The 17,610-nt window shown below is 40.3% G+C and carries 16 protein-coding genes; 13 read left to right on the top strand and 3 right to left on the bottom strand.

Going from position 1 to position 17,610, the window contains the following annotated elements; translation table 11 throughout:
* Nucleotides 1-184 precede the first annotated feature (184 nt).
* Both HP456_RS03370 and HP456_RS03365 read left to right on the top strand, forming a co-directional pair.
* Entirely contained in the window at nt 185-1,927 is a 1,743-nt protein-coding gene (locus tag HP456_RS03370; protein WP_172248599.1) for a 2-oxoacid:acceptor oxidoreductase subunit alpha, read from the top strand.
* Between the two features lie 3 nt (nt 1,928-1,930).
* Complete coding sequence (locus tag HP456_RS03365; RefSeq protein ID WP_172248598.1) at nt 1,931-2,797, top strand: 2-oxoacid:ferredoxin oxidoreductase subunit beta; 867 nt, start codon at nt 1,931-1,933, stop codon at nt 2,795-2,797.
* A gap of 38 nt (nt 2,798-2,835) precedes the next feature.
* On the opposite strand, the gene HP456_RS03360 is transcribed toward HP456_RS03365, so the two are convergent.
* Complete coding sequence (locus HP456_RS03360; RefSeq protein WP_172248597.1) at nt 2,836-3,777, bottom strand: coiled-coil domain-containing protein; 942 nt, start codon at nt 3,775-3,777, stop codon at nt 2,836-2,838.
* 489 nt (nt 3,778-4,266) lie between these two features.
* Here HP456_RS03360 and HP456_RS03355 point away from each other — a divergent pair, with 489 nt between their 5' ends.
* The 4 genes from HP456_RS03355 to HP456_RS03340 all read left to right on the top strand — a co-directional run bounded on the left by HP456_RS03355 (nt 4,267) and on the right by HP456_RS03340 (nt 8,177).
* On the top strand, nt 4,267-5,454 hold the full coding sequence (locus tag HP456_RS03355) for a BMQ_0737 family morphogenetic spore coat protein (RefSeq protein WP_172248596.1): 1,188 nt from the start codon (nt 4,267-4,269) through the stop codon (nt 5,452-5,454).
* 93 nt (nt 5,455-5,547) lie between these two features.
* Nucleotides 5,548-6,792, top strand: coding sequence for a hypothetical protein (locus tag HP456_RS03350; protein WP_172248595.1), 1,245 nt, complete (start codon nt 5,548-5,550; stop codon nt 6,790-6,792).
* 70 nt (nt 6,793-6,862) lie between these two features.
* Entirely contained in the window at nt 6,863-7,345 is a 483-nt protein-coding gene (locus HP456_RS03345) for a M67 family metallopeptidase (protein ID WP_172248594.1), read from the top strand.
* A gap of 124 nt (nt 7,346-7,469) precedes the next feature.
* Entirely contained in the window at nt 7,470-8,177 is a 708-nt protein-coding gene (locus HP456_RS03340; RefSeq protein WP_172248593.1) for a glycosyltransferase, read from the top strand.
* 49 nt (nt 8,178-8,226) lie between these two features.
* On the opposite strand, the gene HP456_RS03335 is transcribed toward HP456_RS03340, so the two are convergent.
* Both HP456_RS03335 and HP456_RS03330 read right to left on the bottom strand, forming a co-directional pair.
* Nucleotides 8,227-9,135, bottom strand: coding sequence for an NAD-dependent epimerase/dehydratase family protein (locus HP456_RS03335; protein WP_172248592.1), 909 nt, complete (start codon nt 9,133-9,135; stop codon nt 8,227-8,229).
* A gap of 94 nt (nt 9,136-9,229) precedes the next feature.
* Nucleotides 9,230-10,297, bottom strand: coding sequence for a glycosyltransferase family 4 protein (locus HP456_RS03330; RefSeq protein WP_172248591.1), 1,068 nt, complete (start codon nt 10,295-10,297; stop codon nt 9,230-9,232).
* Between the two features lie 184 nt (nt 10,298-10,481).
* Between HP456_RS03330 and HP456_RS03325 the strand changes: the two genes are divergently transcribed.
* The 7 genes from HP456_RS03325 to HP456_RS03295 all read left to right on the top strand — a co-directional run.
* Complete coding sequence (locus tag HP456_RS03325) at nt 10,482-11,174, top strand: glycosyltransferase (protein ID WP_172248590.1); 693 nt, start codon at nt 10,482-10,484, stop codon at nt 11,172-11,174.
* Nucleotides 11,175-11,193: 19 nt separating this feature from the next.
* On the top strand, nt 11,194-12,153 hold the full coding sequence (locus tag HP456_RS03320) for a hypothetical protein (RefSeq protein ID WP_172248589.1): 960 nt from the start codon (nt 11,194-11,196) through the stop codon (nt 12,151-12,153).
* A gap of 192 nt (nt 12,154-12,345) precedes the next feature.
* Nucleotides 12,346-13,566, top strand: coding sequence for a glycosyltransferase family 4 protein (locus HP456_RS03315; protein ID WP_172248588.1), 1,221 nt, complete (start codon nt 12,346-12,348; stop codon nt 13,564-13,566).
* A gap of 312 nt (nt 13,567-13,878) precedes the next feature.
* Nucleotides 13,879-14,967: a non-hydrolyzing UDP-N-acetylglucosamine 2-epimerase gene (gene wecB, locus HP456_RS03310; RefSeq protein WP_172248587.1), complete on the top strand. Its 1,089-nt coding sequence runs from the start codon at nt 13,879-13,881 to the stop codon at nt 14,965-14,967.
* Nucleotides 14,957-15,949, top strand: coding sequence for a polysaccharide biosynthesis protein (locus HP456_RS03305; protein ID WP_172248586.1), 993 nt, complete (start codon nt 14,957-14,959; stop codon nt 15,947-15,949). Before wecB ends, HP456_RS03305 begins: the two co-directional genes overlap by 11 nt.
* Nucleotides 15,946-16,767, top strand: a complete 822-nt coding sequence (locus HP456_RS03300; protein WP_172248585.1) for a dTDP-4-dehydrorhamnose reductase family protein — start codon at nt 15,946-15,948, stop codon at nt 16,765-16,767. Before HP456_RS03305 ends, HP456_RS03300 begins: the two co-directional genes overlap by 4 nt.
* A partial coding sequence (locus HP456_RS03295) for an NAD-dependent epimerase/dehydratase family protein (protein WP_172248584.1) occupies nt 16,764-17,610 on the top strand: 847 nt, incomplete at its 3' end. The genes HP456_RS03300 and HP456_RS03295, both read left to right, overlap by 4 nt.

Genomic DNA, 17,610 nt, shown 5'->3' with positions numbered 1-17,610 from the left:
GATCTTCAAATTTTGAGGATCAGCATTTTTTATGCAGTGCAGTTCAGACGGTAGTGATTTATAGTGAAAAGTGATAAACTAACTTAGTATACAAGTGATTGATATAGTAAAGTATCTATCTATGAGTTTTACCGTTTCCGGTGGAATGATGGAAATCAGAGACCTGTAAGAAGGGGTGTAATAGATGAAGGAACAACTTTCATGGAAGGTTGGCGGGCAGCAAGGTGAAGGAATCGAAAGTACAGGGGAAATTTTCTCCATGGCCTTGAACAGACTTGGCTATTATTTATACGGCTACCGCCATTTCTCCTCACGTATCAAGGGAGGACACACAAATAACAAAATTCGTGTCAGCACTGAGCAGGTTCGTGCAATTGCGGATGACTTAGATATCTTAGTAGCGTTTGATCAGGAAACGATCGATGTAAACTATAAAGAGCTTCATAGTGACGGTGTTATAATTGCAGATGCTAAATTCAAGCCAGTGAAACCCGAAGATACAGATGCATCATTATATATTGTACCTTTTACTGAATTGGCAGCTGGACTTGGGACATCTCTGATGAAGAATATGGTGGCTGTAGGTGCGACATGTGCAGTATTGAATCTGGATCCGGAAGTCTTTAAAGAAGTAGTGGAAGAAATCTTTGGACGCAAAGGCGAAACGGTTGTAGAAAAGAATATGGATGCAATCAGACAGGGATACGAAACGATGAATACTGATCTTGGGGAAAAAGCTGGTTCTCTTCAGCTGAAAGAAGCAGATGGACATAAACGGATGTTCATGATCGGTAATGATGCGATCGCACTTGGCGCACTGGCAGGCGGAGTCCGCTTGATGGCTGCTTACCCAATCACACCAGCATCAGAAATCATGGAATACTTAATTAAAAAGCTGCCGATGGTTGGAGGCACGGTTATCCAAACAGAGGATGAAATCGCTGCAGCCACGATGGCGATCGGTGCAAATTACGGCGGGGTCCGTTCATTCACAGCTTCAGCTGGTCCCGGTCTTTCTCTCATGATGGAGGCGATCGGTTTATCTGGAATGACTGAGCAGCCTCTTGTAGTAGTCGATACACAGCGGGGGGGGCCATCTACTGGATTGCCTACAAAACAGGAACAATCTGATTTAATGGCGATGATATACGGTACACATGGAGAAATTCCTAAGATTGTTATAGCGCCAAGTACAGTGCAGGAAGCTTTTTATGACACTGTTGAAGCGTTCAATCTTGCCGAAGAATATCAATGTCCGGTCATTATTCTTTCAGATCTTCAGCTTTCCTTAGGCAAACAAACCGTAGAACCGCTTGATTACAGCAAGGTAGAAATACGCAGAGGGAAGCTAATCGATGATGAATCTCAATTGGAAGAAATGGAACCCAAAAAGTACTTCAAACGATATGAGGTTACAGATGATGGTGTTTCGCCGCGTGTAACTCCAGGTATGAAAAACGGGATTCACCACGTCACTGGAGTAGAGCATGATGAAACAGGCAAACCTTCAGAGTCACCAGTAAATCGTCAGGCACAAATGGACAAGCGTATGCGTAAAATCGAAGGTATCCGCTTCAATGATCCGATTCATATTGCCGCTCCTCATGAAGAAGCAGATATACTGCTGGTAGGCTTCAATTCGACTCGCGGTGTCATCGAAGAAGCAATGAGCCGTTTGGAAGAGGATGGAATGAAAGTGAATCATGCACACATCCGCTTGATTCATCCATTCCCTGCCAAGGAATTTCAGCCGCTTATGGAAAAAGCCAAAAATGTAGTTGTCATCGAGCATAACGCTACTGGACAATTAGCGAATATTATCAAGATGAATGTGGGATATGGACACAAAATCAAGAATATGACGAAGTATGATGGTACACCATTCCTGCCTCATGAAATTCATTCTAAGTGTAAGGAGTTGAGCTGATCCATGGCAACCTTTAAAGATTTTCGAAACAATGTAAAGCCTAACTGGTGTCCTGGATGCGGTGACTTCTCAGTACAGGCATCGATACAGCGTGCGGCTGCCAATGCGGGTCTGGATCCTGAGAATTTAGCTGTCGTATCTGGGATCGGCTGTTCCGGACGTATTTCAGGATATATTAATTCGTACGGTTTCCATGGAATACATGGACGATCTCTTCCTATCGCCCAAGGATTGAAGATGGCTAATAAAGATTTGACTGTCATCGCTTCAGGCGGTGACGGCGATGGGTTTGCCATCGGCCTGGGACATACGATTCATGCAATTCGACGCAATGTGGATATCACATACATCGTCATGGACAATCAGATATACGGTTTGACGAAGGGGCAGACGTCCCCGCGTTCCTCATCAGGATTTAAGACAAAGTCCACTCCGCAGGGATCCATTGAACCTGCTTTGGCTCCGATGGAAATGGCTTTAACTGCAGGTGCGACTTTTGTGGCCCAAAGCTTTTCTTCTGATCTGAAAGAACTGACTGCATTAATTGAAGCGGGATTAAATCATAAAGGGTTTTCTCTGATAAACGTATTCAGTCCCTGCGTTACGTATAATAAGGTTAATACGTATGACTGGTTCAAGGAAAACCTGACGAAACTTGGAGATGTTGAAGGGTATGATCCGTCCAACCGTGAACAGGCAATGAACACACTCATGGAAAAGGATGGTCTTGTGACTGGTTTGATTTATCACAATACAGAACAGCCTTCATATCAGGAACTGATTTCGGGGTACTCTGAAGAACCGTTGAATACGCATGATTTGAAACTTGATGATGAGACGTTTGAAGACCTCTTGAAAGAATTTATGTAAGCCATAAAGCCGGTCCCCGAATAATTCAGGGCCCGGCTTTATCTTTCATTCTTTAATCGATGGATTTCTTCTATTAACTTTGCGTTTGCGAATTGCAAATGCTCAATTGTCGTATGGTATCGTTCCTTCTCTCTTGTTGAAAGCTCAGTGTGATGGTCAGATTCAATTCTTTCAAACTGCATGTGCTCCTTCCATTCCTGAACTTTTATTCTAAGCGATTTTAATGCAGAAGCAAATTCATTTTTAATCTTTCTTTCATTTTGAAGGGTCGATTCTAATTCATTGATCTTTTCTCTATATGACTTTGATTGTTTGTTCAGGATCTTAATTTGTTTATTTTGGGAATCAAAGAGTTTCTTAAGCTCATCCAGTTTATGTTGCTGGAGAAGTTGTTCTTCATCATTTTGCTTCATGGCAGCAATATACTTTTTGTTCATTTCAACGCTATCCATGAAAGTTTCAAACAGCCATATTTCCGTATGGAGTAACCACTTCATTAAGGAATTCTTTTCATTTATCCACTGCCGTTTTTCTTCCCTCAAATATTCTCCGTCAATCTGGTAAGCCATGCATTTTCGTTCGAGTTTCTTAATTTCTTCCTCCAAAACTTGTAAATCCCCTAATCTTTGCTCCTGAAGAACTTGAGTAGTTTTATTCAAGGATCTTTCTTTTTTGAACTGTTCCTTGAACAGTTGAAATTTAGACTGCAGTTTATGATACTCAGTCTGCTGTTTTTTGATGATGCCTGTCTTGCTTGTGACAGCTTCATTCACTTCTTTGTATTTGGTCTGCCAATCCGTAATTGACTTTGAAAGTTGTTCGTTATCAGCTTCTAAACGGGAAAGCTCATTTTTAAGTGAAGTAACTTTTAATACAGGGAAATCATTTTCAAGCTCCTTGCACCTTTGCTGATATTTATGCAATTCAGATTTATAATGAATGATTTGCTGTTGAAGCTGGATTGTGGAGAGTTGTTTCAATGTTTCCACACCTCCTTTTAAATAAACAGCATTTTTCTAATTGTATGTATAAAGTGAATCTGTGATTCACAGAAAAAGCCGTGTAAACTTCCCAGCGTTTACGCGGCTTTGTATATATTATAAATATCATTGCAATGATAGTTTGTTTTTTCACGTTCGTAATATTCATTTAAAAGTATGCGGATCTCAATTAGATGTTGATTATCAGCTTAAAATCATCCATCAAACAGTTATTTATTGACTTCTTGTCCAAATTCAGACTTAACTTTACATTCCCCCTTTCTTCTTGCTATATAATATGAAGATTTCTGCAATGCAATACTGTCAAATGTCTATACAATACGCCTATTTTTTGATAGTTTTCAAAAAGCTCTTAATCCGCCTAGTAAATTTTTTTGGAAAAATAGGTGTTTATTCTATACCAAATTCATTCTCGTCCATAGGATATAGTGTGATATAAATATTCATTTAGAAGAAAGGAAGATTTGTTTGAAAAACCGTAAACAAATTAGGGGTTCCCAGACTCCAACACCATCACCGTCACCGATTCCTCTAGATCCGAACGACCTTGCTCCAGAATGTATTCGCGTTGACAAAGTTTATGACTGGGTGTTCTTTGCAAACAAGTATGAGAACAAGAACTTCATTCCCGATGAAGCCTGCCGTGCAGCTGTTAGTGCAGCATTGGCAGCAGGTCAAAGAGTAGAGGTACAAACAGCTCCAGTGGATCCTGCTGATGTCAGCGTAAGCGGTACAATCATTGAAAATGGCAATCCCGGAAGAGTATTGATTGTCTGGACTGTCCCTGTAGAAGTAACCATTCTAATTGACGGAGTTGCTGAGTGCTCATTTACTGTACGGACTCAATTCACTGATGAAATTGCACTTTGTGTACCTACAGGTATCACAAATGCCAACCTTAACATCAGAGCAACTCAAGTCATTGCTTCATCAACAGGTGGAGTCTTAATGGGACCTGATCCATTCGGCCCTATGATTCCATTGCGTGTCGTACTTTGTAAAGATGTTCAAGTAGAATATCCTGTAAAGCTTGAAGTTCTAGCCAAGTTCTGTTTCCCGCGTCCGAATAATGTTCCTCTTCCAAAAGAAAGACTTGAATGTGACTTAAGCCTGCTTGAATTCCCTCGTCAATGCCCTGGCTTATTCCCAGTAGACAACTGTGAATGTCAGGCAACTGCACTTGCTAGAAACGAAGATACAGATGCTACATTCGGTACTGGCGGAGACGCAGAGATCGTTACTGGTCTGTCAACGTTACGGGCAGAAATTTGTCAAGAGTGTTCATTGGCTGACAGCACTTGGTCATACTCATTCACAGATACTGAAGTCGGTCCAACACCAGCTCCGACTGCTACTGGATTCCAGCCTGATTTCAGCTTCTCATTCAATCCGTCATCCATTGACAGAGTGACTTGCGGAGAAGATGCATTAACGGCTGTAGGTGAAGGTGTACGTTACTTTGATGGAGTACCTGAACAATTATTCTATGAACTGCAAATCTTTACTGGTTTACTTGGACCTGTCGCTGAAGGGTTCCGCTTAATCTTAAGAAACACAGCAAATGCGATAATCTTTGACAGTGGTGTCGTAGAAGCACTAGTAGAATTTGGTGAGTGTGACACATTCGCTGACTTACTAGGCGGCATCGATGACTAATTGAATTGGGAGAGGGGCAACTCTCTCCTTTTTTTTAACATGTGAACAAACTGTACATATGATATTACAAATAGGATGCTGGAGGTGAATAAAATGTTGAATCCTGAAGAGCGAGCTAGAATTCAAGAGGACCAGTACCACGATGTATTGGATGATTTTCATCAGATTTCAGATGAGATACAGTCTTTATATCATAACTATTCAAAAAGGATAAAAAATGCTTCTGAAGAGATGTCAAAACAAAAATCAAAGCAACAACTTTATGAACTGGAGATTACTGAAAATCACAATACGATTGAATTATTAACCGCACAGATCGAACATTTATTACATGACCAGTTTACAGGCAGACAGATGATCACCCAATTGAACCAAGAGCTTAATCAAGACAGCAAAGACAACAAAGACAGCAAAGACCAAAACAAGAATGAAGGCATTCCTGACAACAGCGCCGAGACCGAATCTGGCGAGTGTTATCCAGATACATCCTTCGAGTTTGAATCAGGAGATTTTCCATCTGCAAATACCCTTCCGACACCCATTCCGGAGATAAAGATAATCTATGAAAGTGCAGTGGATGAGAAAAAAAATATGGTGGATCATGTGACAAAGCGGCTGCTGACATTAATCGTTCAATCAAATGAACATTTAATCATCTTAAATAGCGGCCGGCCAGACCTGACGCCTTATATAAAGGCGATTAATAATGAGTTGGTCCTGATCAGGTTGTACAAAAAGCATGCTATAAAAAAAGAAAGGTGGTATATGAAAGTGTGGAAATTTCTATGGGGAAAACATGAGGAAGATAATAGTCCTGAAATATTAAAGAAGCTTGAAGTAATCGAAAGACAACTGACGGACTATGCGGACAAATTCAAAGAAGTAAATGAAATGCTGAAACTGGGTACTGAGCACGAAGAGACAACTAGAAGCTATCTTGGCAAGATGAATTCCCTCCATACCGAATTGAAAAAAATTGAAGAATATTATGAAGAGGAGATACAAGCGTTAAAAACACAGTTGGATGAATATAAACAAAAGGAATCTGAGCTGGAATCACAGTTGTCCATGCTGAACAAAACGTATAAAGATAATTCAAAAACTCCAAGTGTCCGTGAGTCTGAGTTGGAGGAAGAATTAAAGAAACTTCGAAGTGAAATCCAGGCACAATCAAATAAAAAAAATGACCTCTTTAAAAGAATGAAACAGCCATCCACCCCTCCGAAACCGAAGGCTATTCAAAGCAATCCTGAATTCGATCAGTTTGGGACCGGTACTATTCCGTTGGCAGCAGAATCGAAAAAAACGATGTTCAATCCGAATAATTATTTACGCTAATTGAAAGGAGGGGAGAAAATGCAGCATAGAGATTTAAATAATATGTATAAGAAAAGCAAAAGTGTGCCCATTGGGATCAAAAAAGAAGAACGTCAAAAGATGGCAGCACAGAGAACGAAGTTTAAATTTAAAGGGTGCGGGTGCAACGCCTAAGGCGGAATATGTTTTACTGCCTAAACACCTGTATGATTCGCTGATGGATGAACTGAATAAAGAACTTCCGAATGAAGCTTGCGGTCTGATTTCAGGTTTTGCCAATAGGTGCATGACTCTGTGGCCGATGACAAACATCGAACCTTCCCCATATTCTTTTGCAATGGATATCGCTGAACAGGAAACAGTCATGACAAAAATGAAGGCTAAGAATGAAGCACTTGTAGGTATTTATCATTCCCATCCCTATGGCGTTCCTTTACCTTCCAGGGATGATGTTGCATTTGCAAGCCATGATGCCTATTATTTCATTGCTTCGGTCGGGAAGAAGAGAGAAGAACTTAGATGTTTCAAAATAATTGATGGGAAAGTCAGACCCGTTGAAATAGTCATCTTGTAAAGGAGTGCTGCAAGCACTCTTTTGCTATTTGAGCTGCTGGCCAACAAAAACCAACAACATTGACGGGAGGCAGGAATTCAGCAGATCTTTTAAATAACACACAAATGAAGAGAGGAGGCAGAGGATGAAAGTATCAATAATTATACCTTTTTACAACTGCCCTTACATCGGACAGGCGATCAAAAGCGCCATTAATCAAACTTACAAAAATTTAGAAATCATTGTAGTAGATGACGGATCGACACTGCATGTAGAAAAAATAGATCCCTTTAGAGACAAAATTATATATATAAGGAAACAAAATGGAGGGACAGCGTCTGCGTTAAACCGGGGACTCCAGCATGCGACAGGCAAGTATTTCGCATGGTTAAGTTCGGATGACATGTTTGTTCATAATAAAATTGAAAAACAACTGGGGTTTATGCAGTCGGTTCATTCCAAACTATCGTATAGTGCATTTAAAACGATTGATTCGACTAATAAAATCGTGAATGAAATACGTTCGAGAAGGATGGGAGTGAAAGCCTTTCAAAAAGTTTTATTAAATGGATGTCCTGTAAATGGCTGTACCGTGATGGCTGAAATCGACTTGATCAAAAAGGCAGGATGGTTTGATGAAAAGCTGAAATATACTCAGGATTACGAGATGTGGTGCAGGTTGAGTCTTCATACTGTCATGCATTACCTGAATGAAACACTCGTCTTATATCGTGTTCATCCGAATATGGGCTCAGCCAAATATGGAAATGCTCTACATTTGGAAGTGTTGGCGGTCAGAAAAAAATACAGCAGACTATTCGCTCTGGACAATAAGCAAAAACAGGGCAAATAATAAAGAAGGTATTCTCTAGGTTGAAGCTGAATAGAGAATACCTTCTTTGCTAATGGAAAGATTGATATGTCTTTCTGATCCCTTCTCCAATGGAGTGGACCGGTTCCCAGTTTAAAGTCTTTATGGCGAGTCTGTTATCCAGGCAACTGTGCTTTATATCACCAAACCTGTCGTGTGAATGATAATACTCAACCGGGAGGGGGTGAATTTGTTTGATTAAGTCAATCAACTGGAGAACCGATGTAGAGCAACCTGTACTGATTTGCATAGTTGCATTCACCTCTGAATTACTGGCGGCAATGTTTGCCGATACAACATCTCCGACATAAATAAAGTCACGGGTTTGAAGTCCATCCCCATTCACCTTCAATTTCTCCTTATTCTTAAGTTTTTCCAGAAATACAGCAATGACCCCGCCTTCCCCTTTTGAAGTCTGTCTAGGTCCATATACATTTCCGTAACGGAGGATGGTATATGGTATAGAGAAAGACTCATGGTATAACTTAATGTAATATTCCGCTGTCAGCTTTGACAAACCGTAAAACGATATAGGGGAGGCAATAGTGTCTTCTTTGATCATCTCACTTCCGGTATTTCCATATACTGCAGAAGTAGATGAAAAGATGATTTTTTTCACGCCTGACACTCTGCATGCTTCCAATATATTGACCGTCCCGGCAACATTCGCTTTCAAATCTTCCAAAGGGAATAAGGTGGATTTTGATACATCAGCCTGGGCAGCAAGGTGGAAAACGTATTCAGGCTTTATCTTGTCGATCAGATCAATGACTTTAGGGGAAGTTAACTCAATTTCATGAAATTTGGCAGATGGGTTTATATGATGGATTTTTCCGCTTGATAAATTGTCGATTACATGTACATAATCTCCTCTATCAATCAAGGCATCTACCAAATGTGAGCCGATAAAACCGGCTCCGCCAGTAACAATCACTTTCACTATTATAATCACCTTTTCGCTATTTTTAATAACATATGCCCCAGGTGATGGTTTTGATCGAACAGTTACCTACTATTTTCAGGATTCTATCCGATTAAATGCCCAATCTTTTTAACATGGCAGAGAAATTCCTGCAGTACTGGTCATGGCTGAATTGTGTTTTAAGGTGGGACAGGGCATTTTCGATAATATAATCTCTCAGCTTCTTATTATTCATTAGTTCCTCAGCTTGCGTCACTGCATCTGGAATATTGCCGATCTGATAATATTTACCGGATTGATTATGAAGAATTGAACTTCTCACACCATCCGAATCCGTAGTAAGCACCGGGCATCTGCAGCTCATTGCTTCCAGTAAGGAATAAGGAGCTCCTTCCACCTTGGATGTTGAACATAAGAAGCCGCCAGAATCACCTATCTTGGAAAAATAGTTTTGCATCTGCTGATGAGGAACGTTTTGAAGCAGTGATAGATGACCGTCTAAATTGAGCAAACGTTTTAACTGCATGAAATCATTCCGTTCCTTGGGTGTGGAAAGGCTGGGATCTTCAAACATATAAAGTACAATGGCAGAATTTCTTTTTACCAGCTCATGTCCGATGTGAAGAAACTCCTTCCAATTTTTATTGTCTTCCAATCTGCCAATCCAGGCGACGATCGGTTTGTTTATCCTTGGAAGCGGTTTGTAACTGAATGCAAGATGGTTGAAGCAGTTGTTGAATGCGAATGTTGGTTTAGTCGGAAAGAATTCATTGAATATCCTGCCTATATGGGGTGTCTTGGGATATAACAAGCCGTCACAGTGCTGAGTAACATAGGGAATTGCTTTCTGTAATTCAGCACGGGCTACATTCTTGGGACCAAAGCCCTGGATTTCCAGTATGATCTTTCCTTTATATCCAAGTCTCCTGAATCTTTCCATCCCTGAATAATCAGAAGTGACAATGATTGCATCATATCTTCCTTTTTGCAGGATCTTTCTGATTTCCTCATCCTGATTCGTGATATACACATTTGCGTTCTCATGATTGATCAATTCTCTTCGTTTACTGTAGTAGAGATAGTCACACTGAATCCCTGCAGGTTTTAATGCGGCCGCTCTTTCTCTATTAAGAGTTTCTACACCCCCGCTCGGTACGTAAAATACAAATAATAACTTCAAAGTAAAACCCTCCAATTATGTTTCTTATTACTGTATATGTATACTTAAAAGTTTTGTAGAGGGCTAAACCACTATTAATTGGATGAAACCCTTAAATTGGCAGATTCTGATGTCAAATTAAACATGTTGTACATACAATATGGAGAAGTGATCACTGTATAAAACTCTTAAGGCAGGTGGATATATGCTTCCAAAAATTTCAGTCATCATTCCGTTCTACAACTGTTCTTATGTAGGCCAGGCAATTAAAAGTGCAATTGAACAAACATATCCCAACTTTGACATTATATTAGTAGATGACGGTTCGACGGAAAACATCGAAAAGATTACTCCTTTTTTAAATCGTATCATCTATTTAAGAAAACCCAATGGCGGTACTGCCACGGCAGTGAATTGGGGCATTGATCATTCGAATGCAGATTACATTGCATGGTTAAGTTCTGATGACCTGATGCTTAAAGATAAATTGTCTTTACAACTCGAAGACATGATGAGACATGGAGCGGATCTTTCATTTACCGATTACGATATCATCGATCAACACAATAATGTTTTACTTCGTAACGTCAATTATAAGTTTACGAATGACAAGCAAATCTATCAGGAAATCTTTGAGCGTAATCCGATTAACGGTTCTACGGTTCTGATAAAAAAAGCTGTATTTGAAAAAGCAGGATATTTCAACCCGTCATTCAAATATACCCAGGACTATGATATGTGGCTCCGGATGGTCGTAAGAAAAGATAAGCTGCATTACTTCGACAGGGTTCTGACATTGTACAGGTCTCATCCGAAAACCGGAACCAGTAATAATCAGAAGGCGATGAAAGAAGAAATATCCAATCTCAGGTCTTTTTACCGGCGGTACAGAAAATGAAAAATTTGGAGGTGATCACATGGAAGAGTTCTTCTTAGTAGGTGCTGAACAAAAATCAAAAGTGATGAAAGATTGGCAGCAGTTCAAAAAGGCAGTGATCCTAAAGTTCAATCTTCAAAACAAAACATTAAAAAAGGTCATAGAATACGAATCCCCTAAAGAGGTATGTGCAGATCATGAAGCTTCAATTTCATTCACAGCCGCGACATTGAGGGGGAATAAACTTTATGTTGGAACGACAACAGAAGTTCTCGTGTATGATACCTCGTCCCTTTCCCTTATTCAGAGAATTTCCCTTCCTCTGATGAATGATATTCACCATGTCAAGCCTGGGAAAAATGGGAATATTCTGGTTGTCAATACAGGTCTGGACATGGTTGTGGAACTTAATGGAGCTGGAAGTGTAGAACGTATGTGGAATGTATTGGGACAAGCGCCCTGGCAGCGTTTTGACCCATCCATTGATTATAGGAAAATTACTACAACAAAGCCGCACCAATCTCATCCGAACTTTGTGTTTGAACTGGACGAAGAGATATGGGTGACCAGGTGTTTACAAAAAGATGCCGTTTGTCTCACAAATCCCGGAAAAAAAATAAATATAGGCAGACAGCTTGTACATGATGGAGTTGTATTCAAAAACCAGATTTACTTTACACAGGTCGACGGAAGAGTGGTGATTGTAGACCGCGGGACCCTGAAAGTTGAAAGAGTGGTAGATTTGACTGAAATACGCCCAGGGAACGAAAAAATAGGATGGTGCAGGGGAATTAAGCCGTTAACGAAAGATATTATTCTCGTTGGATTTACAAGAGTCCGTCCTTCGAGCCAAAGGAATAAAGATGGGACGACGAAATATTTGGGAGATTACGGCGTGTTACCTACAAGGCTGGCTTGCTTCAATATTAAAGAGAACAAATTATTATGGGAAAAGAATTTAGAGGTAAGTGGATTAAATGCGATTTATTCCATCAATTGAAACAAAAGAAACGAACGGGGTGTGCTTAATGCTTCCAAGAAAAAATTCCTTTAATCATTATTACCGTAGAAATTCACTGCCGATCGCAGGTGCAAGGATTCCTCCGGTACCTCAAAAGCAACGTTTTAAGCTCGTCATTCCAGATCCGCGGTTAAAGAACGTGCTTGATAAATTTACAAAGGGGGGGTAAGGTTGAATATCTTAATAGCAACAGTTTTTCCTTTACCGGGAGGAGGGATATGGTCGTTTGTTTCCAATTTGCAGAAAAGCTTGATAGAAGTCGGACACAAGGTAGATATTCTTTGCGGCAACAAATTTAACTCCAGGGTTGAAATATTGGGAACCAATAAAGTTGTTGATTTCATGCCCTTTCGACATGCTGTTAATGAACAGTTATTAATGAATTGTCCTGGTATAACAAAAGATTCATGGGTTTATCGTGCAGAGATGAATCACTACCTGTTTGAACAGGCAGTATCGAATATCGATCTTCGAAAGTATGACATTATCCATACACAGGATGTGATTGCAGCCGCTTCTATAAGCAGAGTAAAAAAAACTGGCACTCCACTCGTCACAAGTGTTCACGGGTTCCTATCAGGTGCGATATTTCATCAAATTAAACCGGTGAACCAATGGGAAAACAGCAGGATCTGGAGCTCATTCGTATTGCAATATTATAGCAGGCTTGAACAGATAGGGTACGAATCAAGTGATTATATCCATACTTCAAGCATGTGGATGCGGAGAATCATTGAAACTCAATTTTCTATTCCCTCTACCAAGATTTCCACCTATACCTATGGGTTGGACTTAACTGAATTCGTGCCGTCGAAATCGCGGGACCGTATCACCGAGAAGCCAATCATCCTCGCTGTAAGCCGTTTAGTATATTTAAAGGGACTTGAGCATTTAATAGATGCATTATCGTTTCTTTCAAAAGAAAACGACTCATGGGAATGCTGGATCCTGGGGGAGGGGGAAATGGAAAGAACGTTAAAAAACAGGGTAAATGAGCTTGGCCTTCAGAATAAGATTCTCTTTCGTGGAGTCAAGAAGAATCTTAAAGATATTCTTCAACGTGCTGAAATGGTTGTTCTTCCGAGTCTGCAGGAAAATCAGCCCTTTGCTGTTATTGAAGCTCAGCTGATGGGAGTTCCTGTAGTTGTAAGCAATGCCGGGGGACTGCCGGAAATGGTGGACAATGGCAAGAGCGGATTTATCGTGGATAAGGGAAATAGTGTTGAACTATACAAAAAAATTCGCTTACTTCTAGACAATCCTTCTGTTAGAGATCAGATGAGTCAATATTCATTGTCTTATGCAAGGAGTAAGTGGAATATCAACAACACTCGCAAACACACCCTGCAAATGTACAATAAAGCTTTAATCGGGAAGAAGAGCCTTAAGTAGCCAGGATTGTTTGTAAGGAGGCGGTGGCCGTGGAAAAAGAATACGCCATCAATAAATTAACAAAAATTATTGAAGCCCCTCTATGGGTCAAAGGATCATCTACTTGGAAGATTTCATAAAAAATTTACCGGATCGAAATCAGATATAACGTAACACCGACCCCTGATCTTCCATGATGACTTCCATCATAAAAATGAAAATGAAATTGAAGAACTAAAATGAGGGGTGGATGGCAGTTGAATGATAAGGAATTATCGAAATGCCTTTGTAAACTCACATTTTTCTTTTCTAACAATAAAAGGAGAGGTGATTATGAAAATCTTAACCGTACTCGGAACAAGGCCTGAGATCATCAGGTTAAGCCTTATAATGAAAAAGCTCGATCAGCTGGCCGATAAGCATGTAATCGTCCATTCAGGACAGAACTTCACTCATTCATTGAACGGTGTCTTTTTCAAGGAATTGGGGATAAGAAAACCGGATTACATCCTTGCAAGCAAACAACAATCTCTCGGGGAACAGCTTTCTTCACTTTTTGTGGAACTTGAAAGAATCCTCATCAAAGAAAAACCAGATAAGGTGCTGGTGCTTGGAGACACAAACAGCGGACTGAGTGCAATTCTTGCAGAGAGGCTGATGATACCAGTCGTTCACATGGAAGCAGGTAATCGTTGTTTTGACCTGAATGTCCCAGAAGAAAAGAACAGAAAAATTATAGATGCAGTATCTTCATTTAATCTTGTTTACACTCCCTACAGCAAAACGAATTTATTAAAAGAGGGGATGACACCAAGTAAGATCATTATAACGGGTAATCCCATATACGAAGTGCTCATGCACTATGATCAAGAGATAATAAAGAGTTCGATACTGCAGGATCTCAATCTTCAAGAACAAGATTACTTTCTTGCGACGATCCACAGGGCAGAGAACGTAGACAATTCTTCACATCTCAGGACCATTACGAACGCTTTAAACAAGATTGCTGATCAATACAATAAGAGAATCATCTTCAGTACTCATCCCCGCACCAGATCAAAGCTTTCAGACTCCATCAAACTTCATCCACTAATCGAATTGCATGAACCGTTCGGATTCTTTGACTTTATTTCTCTTGAAAAAAATGCATACTGCGTATTGACAGACAGCGGTACAGTTCAGGAAGAATGCTGTATTTTCCATGTTCCTGCAATCACTGTAAGAAAAACGACAGAGCGGCCGGAAACAGTAGATTGCGGGAGTAATTTCGTTTCCGGCTTGAATGAAGACGCGATCATAAGCGGAGTGAAAGTAATGTGTTCAAAACCGTCAGATTGGAAATGTCCGGCGGAATATCTTGATAAAAGTGTATCAGATAAGGTCATTAATATTCTCTTAGGGGGTTCGGAAATTGTTTACTAATAAAACGATTTTAGTTACAGGGGGTACAGGCTCATGGGGAAATGAACTGGTTTCCCAGCTGCTGGAAAAAAATCCGAAAGAAATTCGTATTTACTCAAGAAATGAAACAAGTCAGGTATTAATGAAGCAAAAGTTTGAAAGTGATCCAAGATTGTCCTTTGTGATCGGGGATATCAGGGATAAGGAAGCAGTGAAGGAAGCATGTGAAAATGTAGAATACATTTTTCATCTGGCTGCTTTAAAGCATGTCCCGGTATGTGAGTTTCAGCCGTTGGAGGCATTAAAGACAAATGTGATCGGAACTCAAAACGTCATCGAAGCTGCAATAGAAAATAAAGTGGAAAAAGTCATCAATATATCAACTGATAAAGCTGCAAATCCTTCGAACTTCTATGGTTTTACGAAAGCTATGGGTGAAAAACTCATCATAAATGCGAATGTATTGACGGACAAAACGAAATTTGTTTGTGTGCGTGGCGGAAATGTTCTGGGAACCAACGGAAGCGTGATCCATGTCTTTAAACATGGCATTAAGAATAAGCAAAGGATCGGTATTACTGATAAGAAGATGACACGTTTTTTTCTCACCATAAAAGATGCGATCAAATTATTGTTCAAGGCAACTTATGAAAGTCACGGAGGAGAGATCTTCGTCATGAAAATGCCGACTTGTAAAATCCTTGATCTTGCTCAGGTGCTTATTGATGTCTATTCACCAGATAAAGAGGTCATTGTGGAAGAAGCGGGGATACGTCCTGGAGAAAAACTTCATGAGCTGCTCCTGACAGAATTCGAGAGTCATAACACAATTGTCTATGATAATGAATATTTCGTCATTCTTCCAACCATACCGATCAAGGGGTTAACCGAGTATTATAAGGATCATCCCAAAGTAGATCTGGATACCTACTCTTCCAGCGATAACATCATAGAATATAATGAAATCAAGACCATGCTGAAAGAAGGAGGTTTTCTAGATTGAAGATACTCGTTCTAGGCGGCCATGGGATGGCAGGTCATGTCCTGGTGGATTATTTGCAAAGTAGAGGGCACCAAGTCAAGTTCACATTAAGGAATTCGGATGGAGTTGGGATCGGTCTGGACGTTAGAGACTTAGAAAAGGTAAAAAAGATAATCCTCCAAGAAAAACCCGGGGTATTAATCAATGCGGTCGGTATTCTAAATAATACTGCAGAAAAAAATGTGCAAGATGCTATTATAGTGAACAGTCTGCTTCCCCACGTTTTGGCTGAGACATTGAACGAATATGGGGGAAAACTGATTCACGTTAGTACTGACTGTGTATTTTCAGGTGAAAAAGGCGGCTATACGGAAAACGATGTTAAGGACGGTACTAACGTCTACTCAAAAACAAAATCCCTTGGCGAAGTGACAAGTGTGCCCCATTTAACAGTAAGAACCTCCATTATCGGACCCGAATTGAAACAAAATGGAATCGGACTCCTGCACTGGTTTTCTAAGCAGGAAGGTGAGATCAAAGGATATGAAAATGTTTATTGGAACGGGGTTACCACTTTAGAGCTCTCGAAAGCCATCGAAATGTTGATTATCGATGGTGTATCAGGCTTATACCAGTTATGTTCCAAAGAGAAAATATCGAAATACCATCTCCTTCTCCTTTTCAAAGAAATCTTCGACAGAAAAAATGTCAATATTACAGCCGTGAAAGAACCTAAACATGACCGTACACTCATTCACACAAGGAATGACTATTATTATCCTGTAAAAGACTACTCGGAAATGCTGAAGGAACTGAGCGATTGGATGAATAGACATTGAAAAAAGTCCTTATAACCGGTTCGGCCGGCTTTGCCGGAATACATGCATGCAGGCATTTCCTGGAGAAAGGATATGAAGTGTTTGGAATGATACGCAATCATGCTCATCCTGAAATAGGGATAAGGGAACTTTCTTGTGATCTGACTGATGGTAAAGAGGTGGAACAGATCATTGGAAATGTTGAACCTGACATGATTCTTCACCTTGCAGCCCAGAATCATAGCGGCATTTCATGGAGTGATCCGTTGACGACTGTATCCACGAATGTGATGGGAACTTTGAATCTCCTTGAAGCAGTCAGGAAGAAAAAACAGGAGGCTATCATTTTGATAGCGGGATCGACGTTGGAACATGATCCATGCAGGGACACTATCCCTGCACATCCATATGGACTGTCTAAATATATGCAGACATTGGCGGCTTCCGGCTGGGGTGATCTTTATCGACTGGACGTCCGGATTGCAAGGTCATCAAATATGATCGGGCCGGGTCCTTCTAATGGTATATGCTCCTTATTCGCAAGGAAATGTATGAAAGAAAATGAATCATTTCACTTTTCCAACTTGTTGGATAAAAGGGATTTCGTTGATGTCAGAGATGTAGTGAGTGCATATGAACATATACTGGTTCAAGGGACGACGAATCATCATTATGTCATCGGTTCCGGGAGGGATCGGACCCTTCTGGAGATTGCAAGGACAATCAAAACACTTACCGGATCAAGTATCAGAATCACAGCTGATCAATTTGAAAAAGTGGAAACCGGTCCTATCGATATTACAGGGATTCGAGGACTGGGATGGCGACCAACCATTCCGTTTGAAGTTAGTTTAGCAGATACCA

Source organism: Bacillus haikouensis (genome assembly GCF_013179555.1).
GTDB lineage: Bacteria > Bacillota > Bacilli > Bacillales > Bacillaceae_B > Rossellomorea > Rossellomorea haikouensis_A.
The sequence above is the reverse complement of the archived record's forward strand: the minus strand, read 5'-3'. Positions and strand labels throughout refer to the sequence as shown.

Bases quoted from the DNA above. Each gene is read 5' to 3' on its own strand.
- HP456_RS03370 (WP_172248599.1), top strand. From the start codon at position 185: ATGAAGGAACAACTTTCATGGAAGGTTGGCGGGCAGCAAGGTGAAGGA.
- HP456_RS03365 (WP_172248598.1), top strand. From the start codon at position 1,931: ATGGCAACCTTTAAAGATTTTCGAAACAATGTAAAGCCTAACTGGTGT.
- HP456_RS03350 (WP_172248595.1), top strand. From the start codon at position 5,548: ATGTTGAATCCTGAAGAGCGAGCTAGAATTCAAGAGGACCAGTACCAC.
- HP456_RS03340 (WP_172248593.1), top strand. From the start codon at position 7,470: ATGAAAGTATCAATAATTATACCTTTTTACAACTGCCCTTACATCGGA.
- HP456_RS03325 (WP_172248590.1), top strand. From the start codon at position 10,482: ATGCTTCCAAAAATTTCAGTCATCATTCCGTTCTACAACTGTTCTTAT.
- HP456_RS03320 (WP_172248589.1), top strand. From the start codon at position 11,194: ATGGAAGAGTTCTTCTTAGTAGGTGCTGAACAAAAATCAAAAGTGATG.
- wecB (WP_172248587.1), top strand. From the start codon at position 13,879: ATGAAAATCTTAACCGTACTCGGAACAAGGCCTGAGATCATCAGGTTA.